Source organism: Mesorhizobium waitakense (genome assembly GCF_056431085.1).
Map to the genome: position 1 here is coordinate 1 of NZ_JBWKME010000093.1, position 16253 is coordinate 16253.

Genomic DNA, 16253 nt, shown 5'->3' on the forward strand with positions numbered 1-16253 from the left:
CACAAGAGACTGGTCCGCCGCAGCGCCATGCAACCCCGACCAGATGGCGCTGCGGCGGACGGCAACTCAGGGGGAAAACTGTAACCCATGTATCCGATTCAAAGTGTTACCCATCTATCGGCTGGACACCGGCAGGCGGATGAGGGGCAGCGCTGGCCCCAGAGAAGCCAGGCGTCGTTCGAGCGAGGACGTAACCTAAGCCGCGCCAACCTTTTCGCCGAAGCTTGAAAAAAACTGCCCGGCCAGTTTCTTCGATGTCGATTCGATCAGCCGGCTGCCGAGCTGTGCGATCTTGCCGCCGACATCGGCCTTGGCCGCGTATTTCAGCACCGTGGTATCCGGCCCATCTTCTGTCAGCGTCACGTCGGCACCGCCCTTGGCAAAGCCGGCGATGCCGCCCTTGCCTTCGCCCTGGATGGTGTAGGAATGCGGCGGCTTGAGATTCTTGAGCGTCACCTCGCCGTTGAACGTCGCCTTGATCGGCCCGATCTTCACCACCACGGTCGCCGCCATCTCGGTCGGCGACTTCATCTCCAGGCTCTGGCAGCCAGGAATCGTCGCCTTCAAGACCTCGGGATCGTTCAGCGCTTCCCACACTTTTTGCAGGGGCGCGGCAATGCGCTCCTCGCCTTCGATCATCAAAGCCATGAAAACCTCCTGACACGAATGATCGAAGCCGTAACGCACGGCTGCATGCATGTCTATCGCACCAAAGTCCGGATGCGACCCTGCGCCCTCTTGCCTGCTCCCGCGCGTTGCCATATCGATTTGTCTTACAAATACGGAGACCACGATGGCAGGCGCCCCCACCAGGAAGAAAAAATTTCGCTCGCAGGAGTGGTTCGACAATCCCGACAATCCGGGCATGACGGCGCTCTACCTGGAACGCTACCTGAATTACGGCCTGACGCGGGCCGAACTGATGTCCGGCAAGCCGCTGATCGGCATCGCCCAGACCGGTTCGGATCTCTCGCCCTGCAACCGGCATCACATCGAGCTGGCCAAGCGCGTACGCGAAGGCATCGTCTCGATGGGCGGCATTCCGTTCGAATTCCCCTGCCATCCGATCCAGGAGACCGGTAAGCGGCCCACCGCCGCTCTTGACCGCAACCTTGCCTATCTCGGCCTGGTCGAGGTGCTCTACGGCTATCCGCTCGATGGCGTCGTGCTCACCATCGGCTGCGACAAGACAACGCCGGCCCTGCTGATGGCGGCAGCCACCGTCAACATCCCGGCGATCGCGCTGTCGGTCGGCCCGATGCTCAATGGCTGGCACAAGGGCAAGCGCACCGGCTCCGGCACCATCGTCTGGGAATCACGTCAGCGCCTGTCGGCTGGCGAGATCGACTATGACGAGTTCATGGACATCGTCGCCTCTTCGGCGCCGTCCACCGGCTACTGCAACACCATGGGCACCGCCACAACGATGAACTCGCTGGCCGAGGCGCTTGGCATGCAATTGCCGGGCTCGGCCGCCATCCCCGCACCTTACCGTGAGCGCGGCCAGATCGCCTACGAGACCGGCAAACGGATCGTCGACATGGTGCATGAAGACCTAAAGCCGTCCGACATCATGACGAGAGAGGCTTTCGAGAACGCCATTGTCGTCAATTCGGCAATTGGCGGCTCGACCAACGCGCCAATCCATCTCAACGCCATCGCCCGCCATCTCGGCGTCAAGCTCGACAATGACGACTGGCAGACGGTCGGCCTCAATGTGCCACTGTTGGTCAATCTGCAGCCGACGGGCGAATATCTGGGCGAGGACTACCATCATGCCGGCGGCGTGCCGGCGGTGATCGCTGAACTGATGAAGGGCGGGCTGTTGCCGCATCCCGGCGCGCGCACGGTCAACGGCAAGTCGATCGGTGAGAATAGCGAGGGTGTCGCCAACGAGAACACCGACGTCATCCGCACCGTTGCCGAGCCGCTGAAGGCCAATGCCGGCTTCATCAACCTCAAGGGCAATCTGTTCGATTCCGCGATCATGAAGACCAGCGGCATCTCGCCGGAATTCCGCGAGCGCTATCTCTCCAATCCGAAGGATCCCGAGGCTTTCGAAGGCAACGCCATGGTCTTCGACGGGCCCGAGGACTATCACGCCCGCATCGACGATCCGGCGCAAGGCATCGATGAACACACGATCCTGTTCATGCGTGGCGCCGGCCCGATCGGCTATCCCGGCGGCGCCGAGGTCGTCAACATGCAGCCGCCGGCCTATCTGATCAAGAAGGGCATCCATGCGCTCGCCTGCATCGGCGACGGCCGCCAGTCCGGCACGTCGGGTTCGCCTTCGATCCTCAACGCCTCGCCGGAAGCCGCGATCGGCGGCGGGTTGGCGCTGCTCAAGACGGGCGACCGTGTCCGCATCGACCTGCGCAAGGGCACGGCCGACATCCTCGTCACCGACGACGAGATCACCCGGCGGCGTGCCGAACTGCAGAACAATGGCGGCTATGACTATCCCAAGCACCAGACGCCCTGGCAGGAGATCCAGCGCGGCATGGTCGCGCAGTTTTCAGAGGGAATGGTGCTGAAGCCGGCGGTGAAATACCAGGATGTCGCGCACACCAGAGGTGTCCCCAGGGATAATCACTGAGCGAGCATCTGTTCGTAGAGGCTTACATAAATGGCAAACGGCGGCTTGAACCGGATCAGGCCGCCGCCATCCTTGACAAGCCCGCGCGATGCATCCACCATCGTGACAAGGGGTGTATCGCGACGACCCCGTGAGGCGTCAGCCCAACGTTCGCGTCCAAGCTTCTTTTTCCAGGAGGTGGACGCCATGCCGTCAACAACCGCTATCACCGTATCGCAGTTATCCCGTCTGATCGGTCTGCCAGGCGCGCCTGTCATCATCGATGTCCGTATCGATGAAGACTTCGACGCCGATCCACGCCTTCTGCCGGCCTCGAGCCGGCGCGATTTCAAGACTGTTTCGACCTGGGCCGCCGAATTCGCCGGCAAGCCAGTGACGGTCGTTTGTCAGAAAGGGCTGAAACTCTCGCAAGGTGTCGCCGCATGGCTGCGCCATGAGGGCATTTCCGCCGAAAGCCTCGACGGTGGGTTCGAAGCCTGGCGTGATGCAAAGGGACTTCTGCTCCGCACTGACACCTTGCCCTCGCGCGACGAAAAGGGCCGCACCGTGTGGGTGACGCGAGCCCGCCCGAAGGTGGATCGCATCGCTTGCCCCTGGCTGATCCGGCGTTTCGTCGATCCCCACGCGATCTTTCTGTTTGTCGAGCCGGCCGAAGTTCTTGCCGTAGCCGATCGCTTCCAGGCCGTGCCTTTCGACATCGACGATGTGTTCTGGAGCCATCGCGGCGAACGCTGCACCTTCGACACGATGATCGAGGAGTTCGGGCTGGAATCCGGGGCGCTCGATCGCCTTGCCCTGATCGTGCGCGCGGCCGACACCGCAAGCCTCGACCTTGTTCCCCAGGCTGCCGGCTTCCTGGCGGCTTCGCTTGGCCTGTCGCGTATGTTTCGCGACGACCTGGAACAGCTGGACGCAGGCATGCTGCTCTACGATGCGTTCTTTCGTTGGTGTCGTGACGCCACTGAAGAAACTCACGACTGGCCCGGTGCAGGCGCGGGCAAACCGTCATGAGCGCGCTTGAGTCGCATGACACGATGGTCCAGGGTCCGGCTGCGCCGACCTACACCGAAGCCATGAAGCTCTGGGCAAAGATCGGACTGCTCAGCTTCGGCGGGCCGGCCGGGCAGATCGCGCTCATGCACAAGGAACTGGTCGAGGAGCGGCGCTGGATCGGCGAGCAGCGTTTTCTGCATGCGCTGAACTACTGCATGCTGCTGCCTGGCCCCGAAGCCCAGCAGCTCGCCATCTATAGCGGCTGGCTGCTGCACCGGACAATCGGCGGCCTTGTCGCCGGCATCCTCTTCGTGGTGCCGGGCGCGCTCGTCATGCTCACCTTGAGTATCCTCTATGCGCTCTATGGCGATGTGCCGCTGGTCGAGTCGCTGTTCTTCGGGGTGAAGGCGGCGGTACTTGCCATTGTCATCGAGGCGGTGATCCGGATCGGAAGGCGTGCCCTGAAGAACCGGGTCATGGTGTCGATCGCCGTCTCGGCTTTCATCGCCATCTTTGCGTTGAATGTACCGTTCCCGCTCATCGTCCTGCTCGCGGGCCTGACGGGATGGCTGGGAAACCGCATTGCTCCAGCGCTGTTTTCCGGCTCGGCACATGGCAAGGACGATATTGCCGATAGCAAGGGAGCGGTCGACCTGATGTTCGAGCGCGGCGAGTTGGCTCATCTCAGGCCGACGAAATGGCATGCGCCGCGCACGATTGCGATCTGGCTGCCGATCTGGTTCGGGCCTGTTCTGCTGATCTGGTGGCTTACCGGCTCTGCAAGCGTCTGGACCGAGATCGGCCGGTTCTTCAGTCTCATGGCCGTCGTCACCTTCGGCGGCGCCTACGCGGTACTCGCCTATGTCGCCCAGGCAGCCGTCCAGTCCTTTGGCTGGCTCGCTCCCGGTGAAATGGTCGACGGTTTGGGGCTTGCCGAAACGACGCCAGGTCCGCTCATCCTGGTGTTGCAGTTCGTTGGCTTCATCGCCGCGTTCCGCCATCCCGGCTCGCTGGACCCGTTGCTTGCCGGATCGCTGGGGGCGTTGCTGACCCTGTGGGTTACGTTCACGCCCTGCTTCTTCTGGATATTCCTCGGCGCGCCCTATATCGAGGCCCTGCGCGGCAACAAGGCCTTGTCGGCGGCACTTGGCGCGATCACCGCCGCTGTTGTCGGGGTAATCATGAATCTGGCTCTGTGGTTCGCCCTGCACGTCATTTTCCATGAGGTACACGCGCTGGGCCTCGGCATGAATGTGCCGGTATTTTCGTCGATCGACTGGCGCGCGGCGCTGCTTTCCTGTGCCGCCATGATCGCTATCCTGAAGCTTAGAATCGGCATGCTGCCGACGCTTGCCGGATCAGCCCTGGCCGGTGTCTTGCTGTTGGCGGTGAGTGGCTGACATGCACAACGGCAAAGGCATAAAGCGCGTCGCGTGAACCCGTTTCAATGCGACGCGCTTTAGAAATCACTGCCTTTGTATTCCGCTTGCGAACCACCTAAGTGGCTGGAAACGGATTGGAACATGATGGCGCCACGACGCTCTTCCCTTGGCTTCCTCGGAATGTTCGGCCGCTCGGGCGACTTGAGGCAGCTCGATGCGGCATTGCGTGGCGCCGACCTTCATCCCGCCCTCGTGCCGGAGGGCGTAAAACTGACAATCGTCAATCTGATGAAGGATCATTGGCCTGACGAGCCGCCCGGCCAAGCCTATGCAGACGTGGCGCGGCTGTTCAGCTATTGCATCGCCGGCCCGGAAGCCTTCGAGCGATCCAATGGTCCTCAGAACAGGCTGGAGGCAGAGCGCCGGATGGAAGCCGCCCTTGAAACCGGCGACAGTTTCGATGCGCAAATCGTGCTGATGACGCTGCACGCCAAGCTGATCAATGCCGAAGTCGTCGCGCGTTATGGGCTGAGCACCGACTGACGGGAAGCGCCCTCAGCCGCCCATGCTGCCGCGCGGCAGCTTGATCATCTCGCCAAAGCGGGCGCGCAGCCGATCGTCGATCTGCTTCGGCACATGGCGCGGAAAGCGCTCGGCAAGCACGCGTTTCTTCTCGATGATCGCCCGCTGCAGGATGTCGGGCCGGCCTTTCTCGTTCCATTCCTTGGGCGAAAAGCGGTCGCCAACGGCCGGATAGAAATACTCGGTCTGCATCAGCCGCAGCGTCTGCTCGTTGCCGAGATAATGGCCCGGACCCTTCAGGCAGACATCGGCGATGGTGTCGATCGACAGCGCCTCGTCGGTCACCTCGATGCCACGCACGCAGCGCAGGCAGTGGCCGAGCATGTCATTGTCGATGATCAGGCTTTCCAGGCAGAAACCGAGCAGCGAGGCATGCATGCCTGCCGATTCGTAGACCAGGTTGAGCCCGGCAAGGCCGGCCATCACATCGGTGATGCCCTTTTCATAGCCGGACTGGATGTCGGGCAGTTTCGAATCCGTCATGCCCGCGGCCGAGCCGCCCGGCAGGTCGTAATATTGCGCCATCTGCGCGCAGGCCGCGGTCAGCACCGCCTGCTCGGCCGAACCGCCAGACATGGCGCCGGTCCTGAGATCCGACACGAACGGCCAGGTGCCGAAGATCGCCGGATGCCCCGGCTTGATGGCGTTGACATACATGAGGCCGACCAGCACTTCGGCCACCGCCTGCACCACCGCACCGGCAATCGCCGCCGGGGCCGTGGCACCGGCCTGTCCGGCCGACAGCAAGAGGATCGGAATGCCGCCTTCGACGCAGGCCTCGAGCACGCCGCAGGCGTCCTCGGCGAACTTCATCGGCGGCACGACGAAGCAGTTGGAGTTCGAGACGAACGGCCGGGCGCGGAAGTTGTCCTCGCCGCCGGCAATGGCATAGAGCATTTCGAGTGCCGGCTGCACGTTCTCGCGCACCGTGAACGAGGTGCCGACATGCTTCGACGTGCCCATCACGCAGGCATAGAGGGTGTTGAAATCCATATCGAGCGGGTCGGGAATGTCGCGCGGCACCATCGGCCGCTGGAAGAAATGGATGTTGTCGAGCCCCTCGACGAGGCGGGCGGCGTCATAGATGTCCTGCAGCAGCGACTCGCGGTATTCGCGCTTTTCGACATCGACCAGATGCACGGCGGCGCCCGCCGTGCCGTAATGCACGCGCTTGCCCTTGATCAGCATGTCGTGCTTGGGGTCCTGGCCGTGCAGCGTGAAATGCCGGGCCGCTTTCTTGATCGTGTCGAGCACGAGCGCGCGCGGGAAGCGGATGCGGCCGTCGTCGCCATAGCTGGCGCCGGCCTCGGTCAGGGCTTCGATGCAGGAGGGTATGGCATTGGCGAAGCCAACCGTTTCCAGGAGCGTCAGCACGGCTTCGTGGATGCGTTCCTGGTCGTTCTGGGTCAGCGGTCCGTAGCTGCCGCCTTCGAGGCCAGCGCGCACCGGCTTGATGTCGTCGGCCAACGGTGCTGCCCGCATGGCGCGGCGCGCTTCGCGCCCGCCGGAGCGGCGCGAACGTTGATCCGCCGCCGCTTCCTGCTGTTCAAGAACTGACATGGAGACACTCCACCTTTCCGAGAAGCAGCGCGGCGGTTGGTCCACCATCGGCTGCTTTTACCCCTTTGTGCTCCGACTATGCCGCCGGCATTGGCACAGCCTATGAGCCAGACGGTCCGGCTGCATATGCCAGGGCTAATGGAGCCGGAGCCACGCTGTGCGGCTCCGGCAAGGGGGTCGGGCGGTGGATCAGGCGGCGGCCGGCCTGCGTCCGGCGGCGGTGGCCAGTTCGCGGATGCCTGGCTCGATGTGCTGCAGCGCGATCGAGGAAATGCCCAGCCGCATGAAACGCGAAGGCTTTTCAGTGCGATCGAAGAAACGATCGCCTGGCTCGATGATGACGCTGCGCGAGGCGGCTGCCTCGGCCAGTCCGCGCGAATCGGTACCGCGCGGCCCTTCAAGCCACAGCGATGTGCCGCCGGCCGAATCGGTCGAACGCCATTCCGGCAGGAAAGCGGAAATCGCATGGACCAGGCGCTTGCGCCGCTCGTCGAAGGCGCTCGACAGCCGCCGCACAAGTGCCTCGTGATGGCCGAGCGACAGGAACAGCGCGACGGCGCGCTGGTTGTTGGCAGGCGGATGGCGTAGCATGAAGCGGCGCAGCGCCCGGAGTTCCGAGATCAGTCCGGCCGAGGCGACGATGTAGCCGAGCCGCAGGCCTGGAGCCAGCGTCTTCGACATCGAGCCGACATAGACGACGCGGCCGGAGCGGTCGAGGCTCTTCAATGCCTGCTGCGGCGCCTCGTCGAGAAGCTGGCTGTCGTAGCCATCCTCGATGATGATCTGGTTGTAGCGGTTGGCCCGCGCCAGGAGATCCTGTCGCCGTTCCGCCGACAGCGGCACCATGGTCGGGCAATGATGGCTGGGCGTGACGAACACGAACCCGGAATCATTGGGAATAGAAGCGGTTACAATGCCGGACTGGTCGACCGGCACCGGCTGGATGTCGGCGCCCGCAAGGCGGAAGATCGAGCGTGCGTCGGGATAGCCGGGGTCCTCCATCGCCACCTTGGAGCCCTTGCCCATCAACAGCGTCGCCAGCATGTAGAGCGCGTTCTGGGCGCCCAGCGTGACGATGATTTCGTCGGGATTGGCGAAGATGCCGCGCCGCGGCAGCAGCCGCGCCTGGATCTGTTCGATCAGCAACGGATCGTCGCGATCGACCATGTCGGACGCCCAGTTGCGGATTTCGAGCACGGCAAGCGCCATGCGGTTGCACTCGCGCCACTCGGCGGTCGGGAACAGCGCCGGGTCGAACTGGCCGTAGACGAAGGGGTACGACGACTTGATCCAGTTCTCGTGCTTGGCCGGCGGCGGCATGTCGCTTGCGGCGATCTTGCGGCGTGCCTTCCAGTCGATCTCGTTGGCCTGGTCGGGCGCCTTCTGATGCGGCTTGGCTGGTGTCGCCAACACATCGGGATTGACGAAATGGCCGCGCCGCTCGCGTGCCACCAGGAAACCCTGGTCGACGAGCTGCTGGAAGGCCAGCACCACGGTTCCGCGCGCCACGCCGAGTTTTTCGGCCAGGATCCGGCAAGAGGGGAGCGGCATCGAAGCGGCGATCTGGCGGTCGAGAATGGCGGCCACGATGGCTTGGCGGATCTGTGCCTGCAGGGTCTGGCCGGATTCGGCCGAAATCCGGAACAGGCCGGACCATATCGCCGTGTCGTTTCGCTGTGGCATGGAAGATGTTCCTCGATGGCCAGCTTTTTCGCTTGGCTGGACCAGTCGAATGTAACGGTGGCACAAGGGGTTGCGCCAATCAATTTTTCTGATCGTTGGGATTTATGCCAGTGATCCTTCGGCGGAAAATCCGGCACTCCGCCCACCTCGGGACGCGCCTGCATCGTCGCCGCGTGACGATTCGCGTCATCGCCGCGTATTGACCGTACAGAATTCGGCTCACTAGTTTTGGCGCGACGACACGCGCCGGAAACATCCGGTCTGATATGGTGCGTCGAAAACGCCAGGAGTCCCGCCAGTGGATCAGTCAGCCTTCCAGAAACAGCTCGCAGCCTTGCGCGATCATCGCGCCGCGGCGCCAGCCAGCATGCGCCAGGCCTTCGCCGCCGATCCGCAGCGGTTCAAGACATTCTCCGCCACCGACGGCGACCTGTTGCTCGACTGGTCGAAATGCGCGGTCGACGCGCTCACCATGGACCTGCTGGAGAAACTTGCCAGGGCAGCCGATCTCGAAGGCCGCCGTGCGGCGATGTTCGCCGGCAAGAAGATCAACGTCACCGAAAACCGTGCCGTGCTGCACACGGCGCTGCGCAACCTGACCGGCAAGGGCGTCACCGTGGATGGCCAGGACGTCAAGGCGGACGTCACTGCCGTGCTCGACGCGATGGGCGCCTTTGCCGATGCCGTGCGCTCTGGCAAGGCAGCCGGCGCCACCGGCAAGAAAATCACCGACATCGTCAACATCGGCATCGGCGGTTCCGATCTCGGCCCGGCCATGGCGACGCTGGCGCTGGCCCCCTATCATGACGGGCCGCGCGCGCACTACGTCTCCAACATCGACGGCGCCCATATCCACGACACGCTGAAGGGCCTGTCGGCCGAAACCACGCTTTTCATCATCGCCTCCAAGACCTTCACCACCGTCGAGACGATGACCAATGCCGAGACGGCGCGCAAATGGGTGCAGAAGGCACTCGGCAAGGAAGCCGTCGGCAAACATTTTGCCGCCGTCTCGACCGCGCTCGAGCTGGTGGCCAAGTTCGGCATCGAATCGGATCGCGTCTTCGGCTTCTGGGACTGGGTCGGCGGCCGCTATTCGGTCTGGGGGGCGATCGGCCTGCCGGTGATGATCGCGGTCGGGCCGCGAAATTTTCGGGCCTTCCTCGATGGGGCGCACGAGATGGACGAGCATTTCCGCACCGCGCCGTTGCAGGAGAACCTGCCGGCGCTGCTGGGGCTGGTCGGCTGGTGGCATCGCGTGATCTGCGAATATCCCGCGCGTGCCGTCATTCCCTATGACCAGCGCCTGTCCCGGCTGCCGGCCTATCTTCAACAGCTCGATATGGAATCGAACGGCAAGAGCGTCACCCTCGAAGGGGTGGCGGTGACGACGCCGACCGGACCGCTGGTCTGGGGCGAGCCTGGCACCAACGGCCAGCATGCCTTCTTCCAGCTGCTGCACCAGGGCACCGATTTCATCCCGGTCGAATTCCTCGCCGCGGCCGTCGGCCACGAGCCGGACCTCAAGCATCAGCATGATCTGCTGCTCGCCAACTGTCTGGCGCAGTCGGAAGCGTTGATGAAGGGCCGCACGCTGGAGGAGGCGCGCGCCCAGATGCTGGCCAAGGGCATGAAGCCGGCCGAGGTCGACAAGATCGCCCCGCACCGCGTCTTCTCCGGCAACCGGCCCTCGATGACCATCCTCTATCGCAAGCTCGACCCGCGCACCTTCGGCCGGCTGATCGCGCTCTACGAGCATCGCGTCTTCGTCGAGGGAACTCTGTTCAACATCAACTCCTTCGACCAGTGGGGCGTCGAGCTCGGCAAGGAACTGGCCACCGGCCTCTTGCCTGTCGTGGAGGGCAAGGAAAGTGCCGCGAAGCGGGATGCATCGACCGCTGGCCTGGTGGGATACATCCAGCATTTGCGTGGTTCGGAGTGAGCAGTTTGGCAGACATCAAGGGCATATTGTTCGACAAGGACGGGACGCTTGTCGACTTCAACGCGACCTGGCTCGGCATTGCCGACTTCATGGCCATGGATGCCGCCGAGGGCGATCGCTGGAAGGCCGACAGGCTCCTTTCGGCGGCGGGTTTCGATTTCGTCAACAAGCGGTTCAGGCCCGATTCGATCTTTGCCTCGGGCACCAACATGGATGTCGTCGAACTGTGGTTCCCGCGCCTGTCCGACGAGGACCAGATGCTGGCCGTCGCCCGCTTCAACGAAATCACGTCCGTGCAAGGCTCGTCGATGGCGGTGGCGCTACCCGGCATCGTCGAAACGCTGACAGTGCTGCACAAGCGATCCTACCGGCTCGGCGTCGCTACCAACGATTCAACCAGCGGCGCGGAGAAGACGATGGTCACGCTTGGCGTCGCCCAGCTCTTCGACGCTGCCTATGGCTATGACGCGGTGGCCAATCCGAAACCGGCGCCGGACACGATCTTCGCCTTCTGCGACCTGACCGGACTGAAGCCGGCGCAAATCGCCATGGTCGGCGACAATCGCCACGACCTGGAGATGGCGCGAGCCGGCGGCTGCGGGCTGGCGATCGGCGTGCTCTCGGGCACCGGCACACCTGAATCGCTGTCGTCGATCGCCGATATCGTGCTGGATTCGGTTGCCGACCTGCCGGATTTTCTGTCGGCGCGGGTCAAGGAAACGATCTAGCGGCCGGATATACCCTCCAAACGGAAGACACCGCTCTTCGGCGCGCTGTCTTTCGTCTGGCCGAAGTCCGGCACCTGGTATTCGGCAAGCAGGCGCAGCCGCGATCGCGGCAGGTAGGCGCGGCCCGGATCGCCAACAAGAACCTCGATACCGGCATCAAGGCAGCGGTCAAGGAAAGGCATGACGCGGTCGGCGACGTCCTGTCCATAAAAGACGTCGCCGGCGGTGACGACATCGACCGCAGGCGGCGATCCGCAGGTAATATCCTGCCCCATGACCGTCATCGCAACGCCGTTCGCCGCGGCGTTGAGGCCGATCGCGGCAATGCCGTTACGATCGATCTCCGCGGCGATCACCGCGCTCGCCCCGGCCTTGGCCGCAGCAATGCCGACAAGGCCCGAACCGGCGCCGAGGTCGAGCACGCGGCGACCGGCCACGGTTTGTGGATGGTCGAGTATATAGCGTGCAAGGACGGCGCCGCCGGCCCAGGCATAGGCCCAGTAGGGCGGCTGCGGATCGGGTCCATCCTCATCCGCCTCGGCCGTGTCGTCATCATCGTCGAAGCTTTGCCGCGGATCGATAAGCCGCCTCAGGCCACTCCCCGGATGAGGCGTATAAAGCCGGATTTCGGGAAGCGACGGCACCGGGGCGATGCGCATGTTCGCCTTGATGAACTCGGTCGGGTCAGGACGGCAAGGTGCATCCACGGCGCCCAGGCCGTCGGCTGCCGTCATTCGCGCAGCGCCCGCCGCAGGATCTTGCCAACCGGCGTCTTCGGCAGCTCGGTCCGGAATTCGATGTATTTGGGCCGCTTGTAGCCGGTCAGGTTCTCGCGGCAATAGGCGGTGAGCGTCTCTGCGGTCAGCGCCGGGTCCTTCCTGACCACGAACAGCTTCGGCACTTCGCCTGAATGCTCGTCCGGCACGCCGATCGCCGCCACTTCGAGCACGCCCGGATGCATCGCCACCACTTCCTCGAGTTCGTTCGGATAGACGTTGAAGCCCGAGACCAGGATCATGTCCTTCTTGCGGTCGACGATCTTGGTGTAGCCGCGCTCGTCCATGAAGCCCATGTCGCCGGATTTGAAATAGCCGTCCTTGGTCATCACCTTGGCGGTCTCATCCGGCCGGTTCCAGTAGCCCGCCATCACTTGCGGCCCCCGGATGCAGATTTCGCCGACCTCGCCGAGCGGCAGATTGTTGCCGTCGTCGTCGCGGATGGCGATCTCCGTCGACGGCAGCGGCAGGCCGATGGTGCCGGTGAAGTCGCTGGCGCTGAACTTGTTGGCGGTGGCCACCGGCGAGGTTTCCGACAGCCCGTAGCCTTCGGTCACCGGACAGCCGGTCAGCGCCTTCCAGCGTTCGGCGACGCCCTTCTGCACCGCCATGCCGCCGCCCAGCGTCAGCACCAGCGGCTTGAAGTCGAGCTTGCGGAAGTCCTCATTGTTGAGCAGGGCATTGAACAGCGTGTTCAAGCCCGGAAAGATGTGGATCGGATATTTCTGCAGTTCCTTGACGAAGCCGGGAATGTCGCGCGGGTTGGGAATGAGCACATTGCGCGCACCTTGCTGCATGCCCATCAGCGCGTTCACCGTCAGCGCGAAGATATGATAGAGCGGCAGGGCGCAGATAAAGTTCGGATGCGCCGGTTTCGGCTTGATCGTATAGGCGTCTTCCATCCACTGCGCGTTCTGCACGACATTGGCCAGCACGTTGCTGTGCAGCAGCGTTGCGCCCTTCGAGACGCCGGTGGTGCCGCCCGTATATTGCAGGAAGGCGACATCGTCGGCCGCCACCTTGGCTGGCTTGAAGCCCACGCCGCCGCCGGCCTTGACGGCCGCGTTGAACTTGACATGGCCGGGCAGCGACCATGCCGGCACCATCTTCTTCACCCGGCGCACGACGAAATTGACGATCGTGCCCTTCAGTCCGCCGAGCATGTCTCCCATCGCGGCGACCACGACATGCTTGACCGCCGTTCTGGAGATGACCGCCTGCAAGGTGCTGGCGAAGTTCTCCAGGATGACGATGGCTTGTGCACCGGAATCCTTGAGCTGGTGCTCCAGTTCGCGCGGTGTGTAGAGCGGATTGATGTTCACCACGACATAGCCGGCGCGCAAGACGGCCATCATCGCCACCGGATATTGCAGCACGTTGGGCATCATCAGGGCGACGCGTGCGCCCTTTTGCAGTCCCTTCGATTGCAGGTATGCGCCGAAGGCCGCCGACAGCCGTTCGACATCGGCATAGCTGATGGACTTGTCCATGCAGGTAAAGGCGGGCTGGGCGGAAAATTGCTTGCAGGCGGCGACCAGGAAATCGCCGATAGAGCTGTAGGGCAAGGCGCCGATTTTAGTTGGTACGCTTTTCGGATAGCTTTTGAGCCATAGCTTTTCCGGCAGCCCGGCAGCCAGTGCCGTCAGTACCTTCGGCAATCGCGAGGCCGCGGCCGGCTTCGCCGCTGCAGCCGTCGTTATCGGCTTGGCAGCGGCCGGCTTGGCGGCGGCGGGCTTAGCCACGGACGCCGGCTTTCCGACGGCAGGCTTGGCCTTGGCCGCCGGCTTTGCACTTGCCTGCACCGGCACAGGTGCCGCCTTCGGCTTGGCCGCGGCGGCTTTGGCAACGGGCGCTTTCGGCTTGACCGCGCCGGCGGTTGCCTTGGGAGCCGTCTTGGGTTTCACCGACGCCGTTGTCTTTGATGCTTTTGCCACCCGTTCCTCCCTGGATAATTCTTGTTCGTCCGTGCCGCGCTCGCCCCTGAATTGACGGAGACGTCCCCCACTGCTGCCTGGATGTGTTCTATGTATTGCCTCAATCGGCGGCCGTGCAAGTCTTGCCCCTGCGGCAAGGCGGCGAAAGATTTGCCGCCGAAAATCTTTCCTGCCGCCGATCCTGCGAACCGCTATCCTGCCGCATCCTCGGCCGGGGGAGGGCCGGCGCGGCACCTGTATCGCCAGATCGGCGATCAATAAAAAAATGCGGTCGTTAACAATCCCGTGAATGGAAAAAACTGCTAATTTTTTCTGTCATTTAGCAAAATCGCGGATTTTTTTCCTGCTTCCCGAGGGGTAAGCAAACGGGGTGTTCCAAAGCCGGAAAAACGGTGCTTATATGCGGGCTTCGCGAGCCTGATAGAGGGGCTTGGAAGAACATCAGGGAGTGCTCAATGAAAAAGAAACTCGCTTTTGCGGCCGCGTTGCTGGCCGCAAGCGTCCTGAGCGGCATGGCCAATGCGAAGACGCTTGTCTATTGCTCGGAAGCATCGCCGGCCAATTTTGATCCGGGTACGACGACGGGCGGCAACGACTTCGATGCCTCGTCGCGTACCGTCTATTCGCGCTTGGTTGAATTCAAGCATGGCGGCACCGAGGTCGAGCCCGGTCTCGCCGACAAATGGGAAATCTCGGACGATGGCCTGGTCTATACTTTCCATCTGCATCCGGGTGTGAAGTTCCAGACCACCGACTATTTCAAGCCGACCCGCGACCTCAACGCCGACGACGTCGTCTTCTCCTTCGACCGTCAGTTCAACAAGGCGAACCCGTGGAACGGCGATAAATACCTGCCGAACCTGACCTGGGACTACTACACCGGCATGGACATGCCGAAATATGTCGCCAAGTGGGAAAAGGTCGACGACCTGACCGTCAAGCTGACCCTGACCGAGCCGAACGCGCCCATGCTTGCCAACCTCGGCATGGACTTCGCCTCGATCGTGTCGAAGGAATATGCCGAGCAGCTGGCGAAGGATGGCAAGATGGCCGACTTCTCGACCAAGCCGATCGGCACCGGTCCGTTCCAGTTCGTCGACTACCAGTTGGATTCGGTCATCCGTTATGCCGCCCATCCGGATTACTTCAAGGGCAAGGAGAAGATCGACGATCTCGTCTTCGCCATCACGCCTGACGCCACCGCCCGCATCCAGAAGGTGCTCGCCGGCGAGTGCGACATCGCTCCCTATCCGAATCCTGCCGACATCGGCACGATCAAGGCCAATCAGGACGTTACCCTGATGGACCAGGCCGGCCTCAACATCGGCTACATGAGCTACAACACCACCATCCCCCCGCTCGACAAGCCTGAAGTGCGTCACGCGCTCAACCAGGCGATCGACCGGGAAGCTCTTATCAAGTCGCTGTTCCAGGACGCCGGCGCCACGCCGGCTGAAAACCTGATCCCGCCGACGATGTGGTCGTGGGACAAGGCCGTGAAGTCCGACAGTTACGATCCGGATGCCGCCAAGAAGGTGCTTGAGGCTGCCGGGCTGAAGGAAATCCAGCTTTGGGCTTCCGACCGCGTTCGTCCCTACAACCCGAACTTCCAGCGTGCCGCCGAGCTGATCCAGGCCGACTGGGCCAAGGTCGGCGTCAAGGCTGAGATCGTCAACTACGAGTGGACCAAGTATCGCTCGGAAGGCAAGAAGAAGGATCGTCCAGGCGCCTTCCAGATCGGCTGGACCGGCGACAATGGCGATCCGGACAACTTCTTCGCCACGCTGTTCGCGTGCTCGGCCATCGGAGTGTCGAACTACTCGAGCTGGTGCGACAAGGACTTCGAGGATCTGATCCAGAAAGCCAAGAAGACCAGCGACCAGGGTGAACGCACCAAGCTCTACGAACAGGCCCAGGTGGTCTTCGCCAAGCAGGCGCCTGCCTTCCTGCTCGCCCACAGCCAGGTCTATGCGGTCGTGCGCAAGAATGTCAGCGGCTTCATGATGGACCCGCTCGGCATTCACCGCTTCGACGGCGTCGACAAAGCCGAATAAGATATTGAGTGGGGCGGCGC

At 63.1% G+C, this 16253-nt stretch carries 13 protein-coding genes; 7 read left to right on the forward strand and 6 right to left on the reverse strand.

Annotated features, from left to right (window positions below):
• Positions 1-195: 195 nt before the first annotated feature.
• On the reverse strand, positions 196-648 hold the full coding sequence (locus AC07FD_RS19570) for an SRPBCC family protein (RefSeq protein WP_478351185.1): 453 nt from the start codon (positions 646-648) through the stop codon (positions 196-198).
• Between the two features lie 145 nt (positions 649-793).
• Between AC07FD_RS19570 and AC07FD_RS19575 the strand changes: the two genes are divergently transcribed.
• Positions 794-2599, forward strand: coding sequence for an IlvD/Edd family dehydratase (locus tag AC07FD_RS19575; RefSeq protein ID WP_184877313.1), 1806 nt, complete (start codon positions 794-796; stop codon positions 2597-2599).
• On the opposite strand, the gene AC07FD_RS19580 is transcribed toward AC07FD_RS19575, so the two are convergent.
• Positions 2593-2787: a hypothetical protein gene (locus AC07FD_RS19580; protein WP_478351186.1), complete on the reverse strand. Its 195-nt coding sequence runs from the start codon at positions 2785-2787 to the stop codon at positions 2593-2595. The two genes, AC07FD_RS19575 and AC07FD_RS19580, sit on opposite strands and share 7 nt — an antisense overlap.
• Between AC07FD_RS19580 and AC07FD_RS19585 the strand changes: the two genes are divergently transcribed.
• The 3 genes from AC07FD_RS19585 (at position 2786) to AC07FD_RS19595 (ending at position 5517) form a co-directional block, all read left to right on the forward strand.
• Complete coding sequence (locus AC07FD_RS19585) at positions 2786-3610, forward strand: chromate resistance protein ChrB domain-containing protein (protein ID WP_478351187.1); 825 nt, start codon at positions 2786-2788, stop codon at positions 3608-3610. The genes AC07FD_RS19580 and AC07FD_RS19585 overlap by 2 nt on opposite strands.
• A complete protein-coding gene (chrA, locus tag AC07FD_RS19590) occupies positions 3607-4992 on the forward strand; it encodes a chromate efflux transporter (protein WP_478351188.1) in 1386 nt (461 codons plus the stop codon). Before AC07FD_RS19585 ends, chrA begins: the two co-directional genes overlap by 4 nt.
• A gap of 126 nt (positions 4993-5118) precedes the next feature.
• Positions 5119-5517 carry a hypothetical protein gene (locus AC07FD_RS19595; protein ID WP_478351264.1) on the forward strand — a complete coding sequence of 133 codons (399 nt, stop codon included), beginning with the start codon at positions 5119-5121 and terminating at the stop codon, positions 5515-5517.
• A gap of 12 nt (positions 5518-5529) precedes the next feature.
• Here AC07FD_RS19595 and AC07FD_RS19600 read toward each other — a convergent pair whose 3' ends face one another.
• Both AC07FD_RS19600 and pdxR read right to left on the reverse strand, forming a co-directional pair.
• Entirely contained in the window at positions 5530-7116 is a 1587-nt protein-coding gene (locus tag AC07FD_RS19600; protein WP_478351189.1) for a trimethylamine methyltransferase family protein, read from the reverse strand.
• A gap of 189 nt (positions 7117-7305) precedes the next feature.
• On the reverse strand, positions 7306-8799 hold the full coding sequence (gene pdxR / locus AC07FD_RS19605) for a MocR-like pyridoxine biosynthesis transcription factor PdxR (RefSeq protein WP_457152471.1): 1494 nt from the start codon (positions 8797-8799) through the stop codon (positions 7306-7308).
• A 298-nt stretch (positions 8800-9097) separates the two neighbouring features.
• Between pdxR and pgi the strand changes: the two genes are divergently transcribed.
• Both pgi and AC07FD_RS19615 read left to right on the forward strand, forming a co-directional pair.
• On the forward strand, positions 9098-10741 hold the full coding sequence (gene pgi, locus AC07FD_RS19610; RefSeq protein WP_478351190.1) for a glucose-6-phosphate isomerase: 1644 nt from the start codon (positions 9098-9100) through the stop codon (positions 10739-10741).
• Between the two features lie 5 nt (positions 10742-10746).
• Positions 10747-11469 carry an HAD family hydrolase gene (locus AC07FD_RS19615; RefSeq protein WP_478351191.1) on the forward strand — a complete coding sequence of 241 codons (723 nt, stop codon included), beginning with the start codon at positions 10747-10749 and terminating at the stop codon, positions 11467-11469.
• Here AC07FD_RS19615 and AC07FD_RS19620 read toward each other — a convergent pair.
• A complete protein-coding gene (locus AC07FD_RS19620) occupies positions 11466-12203 on the reverse strand; it encodes a class I SAM-dependent methyltransferase (RefSeq protein ID WP_478351192.1) in 738 nt (245 codons plus the stop codon). The genes AC07FD_RS19615 and AC07FD_RS19620 overlap by 4 nt on opposite strands.
• Positions 12200-14179, reverse strand: a complete 1980-nt coding sequence (locus AC07FD_RS19625; protein ID WP_478351193.1) for a long-chain-fatty-acid--CoA ligase — start codon at positions 14177-14179, stop codon at positions 12200-12202. Before AC07FD_RS19625 ends, AC07FD_RS19620 begins: the two co-directional genes overlap by 4 nt.
• 455 nt (positions 14180-14634) lie before the next feature.
• Here AC07FD_RS19625 and AC07FD_RS19630 point away from each other — a divergent pair, with 455 nt between their 5' ends.
• Positions 14635-16233: an ABC transporter substrate-binding protein gene (locus tag AC07FD_RS19630; protein WP_478351194.1), complete on the forward strand. Its 1599-nt coding sequence runs from the start codon at positions 14635-14637 to the stop codon at positions 16231-16233.
• Positions 16234-16253 lie beyond the last annotated feature (20 nt).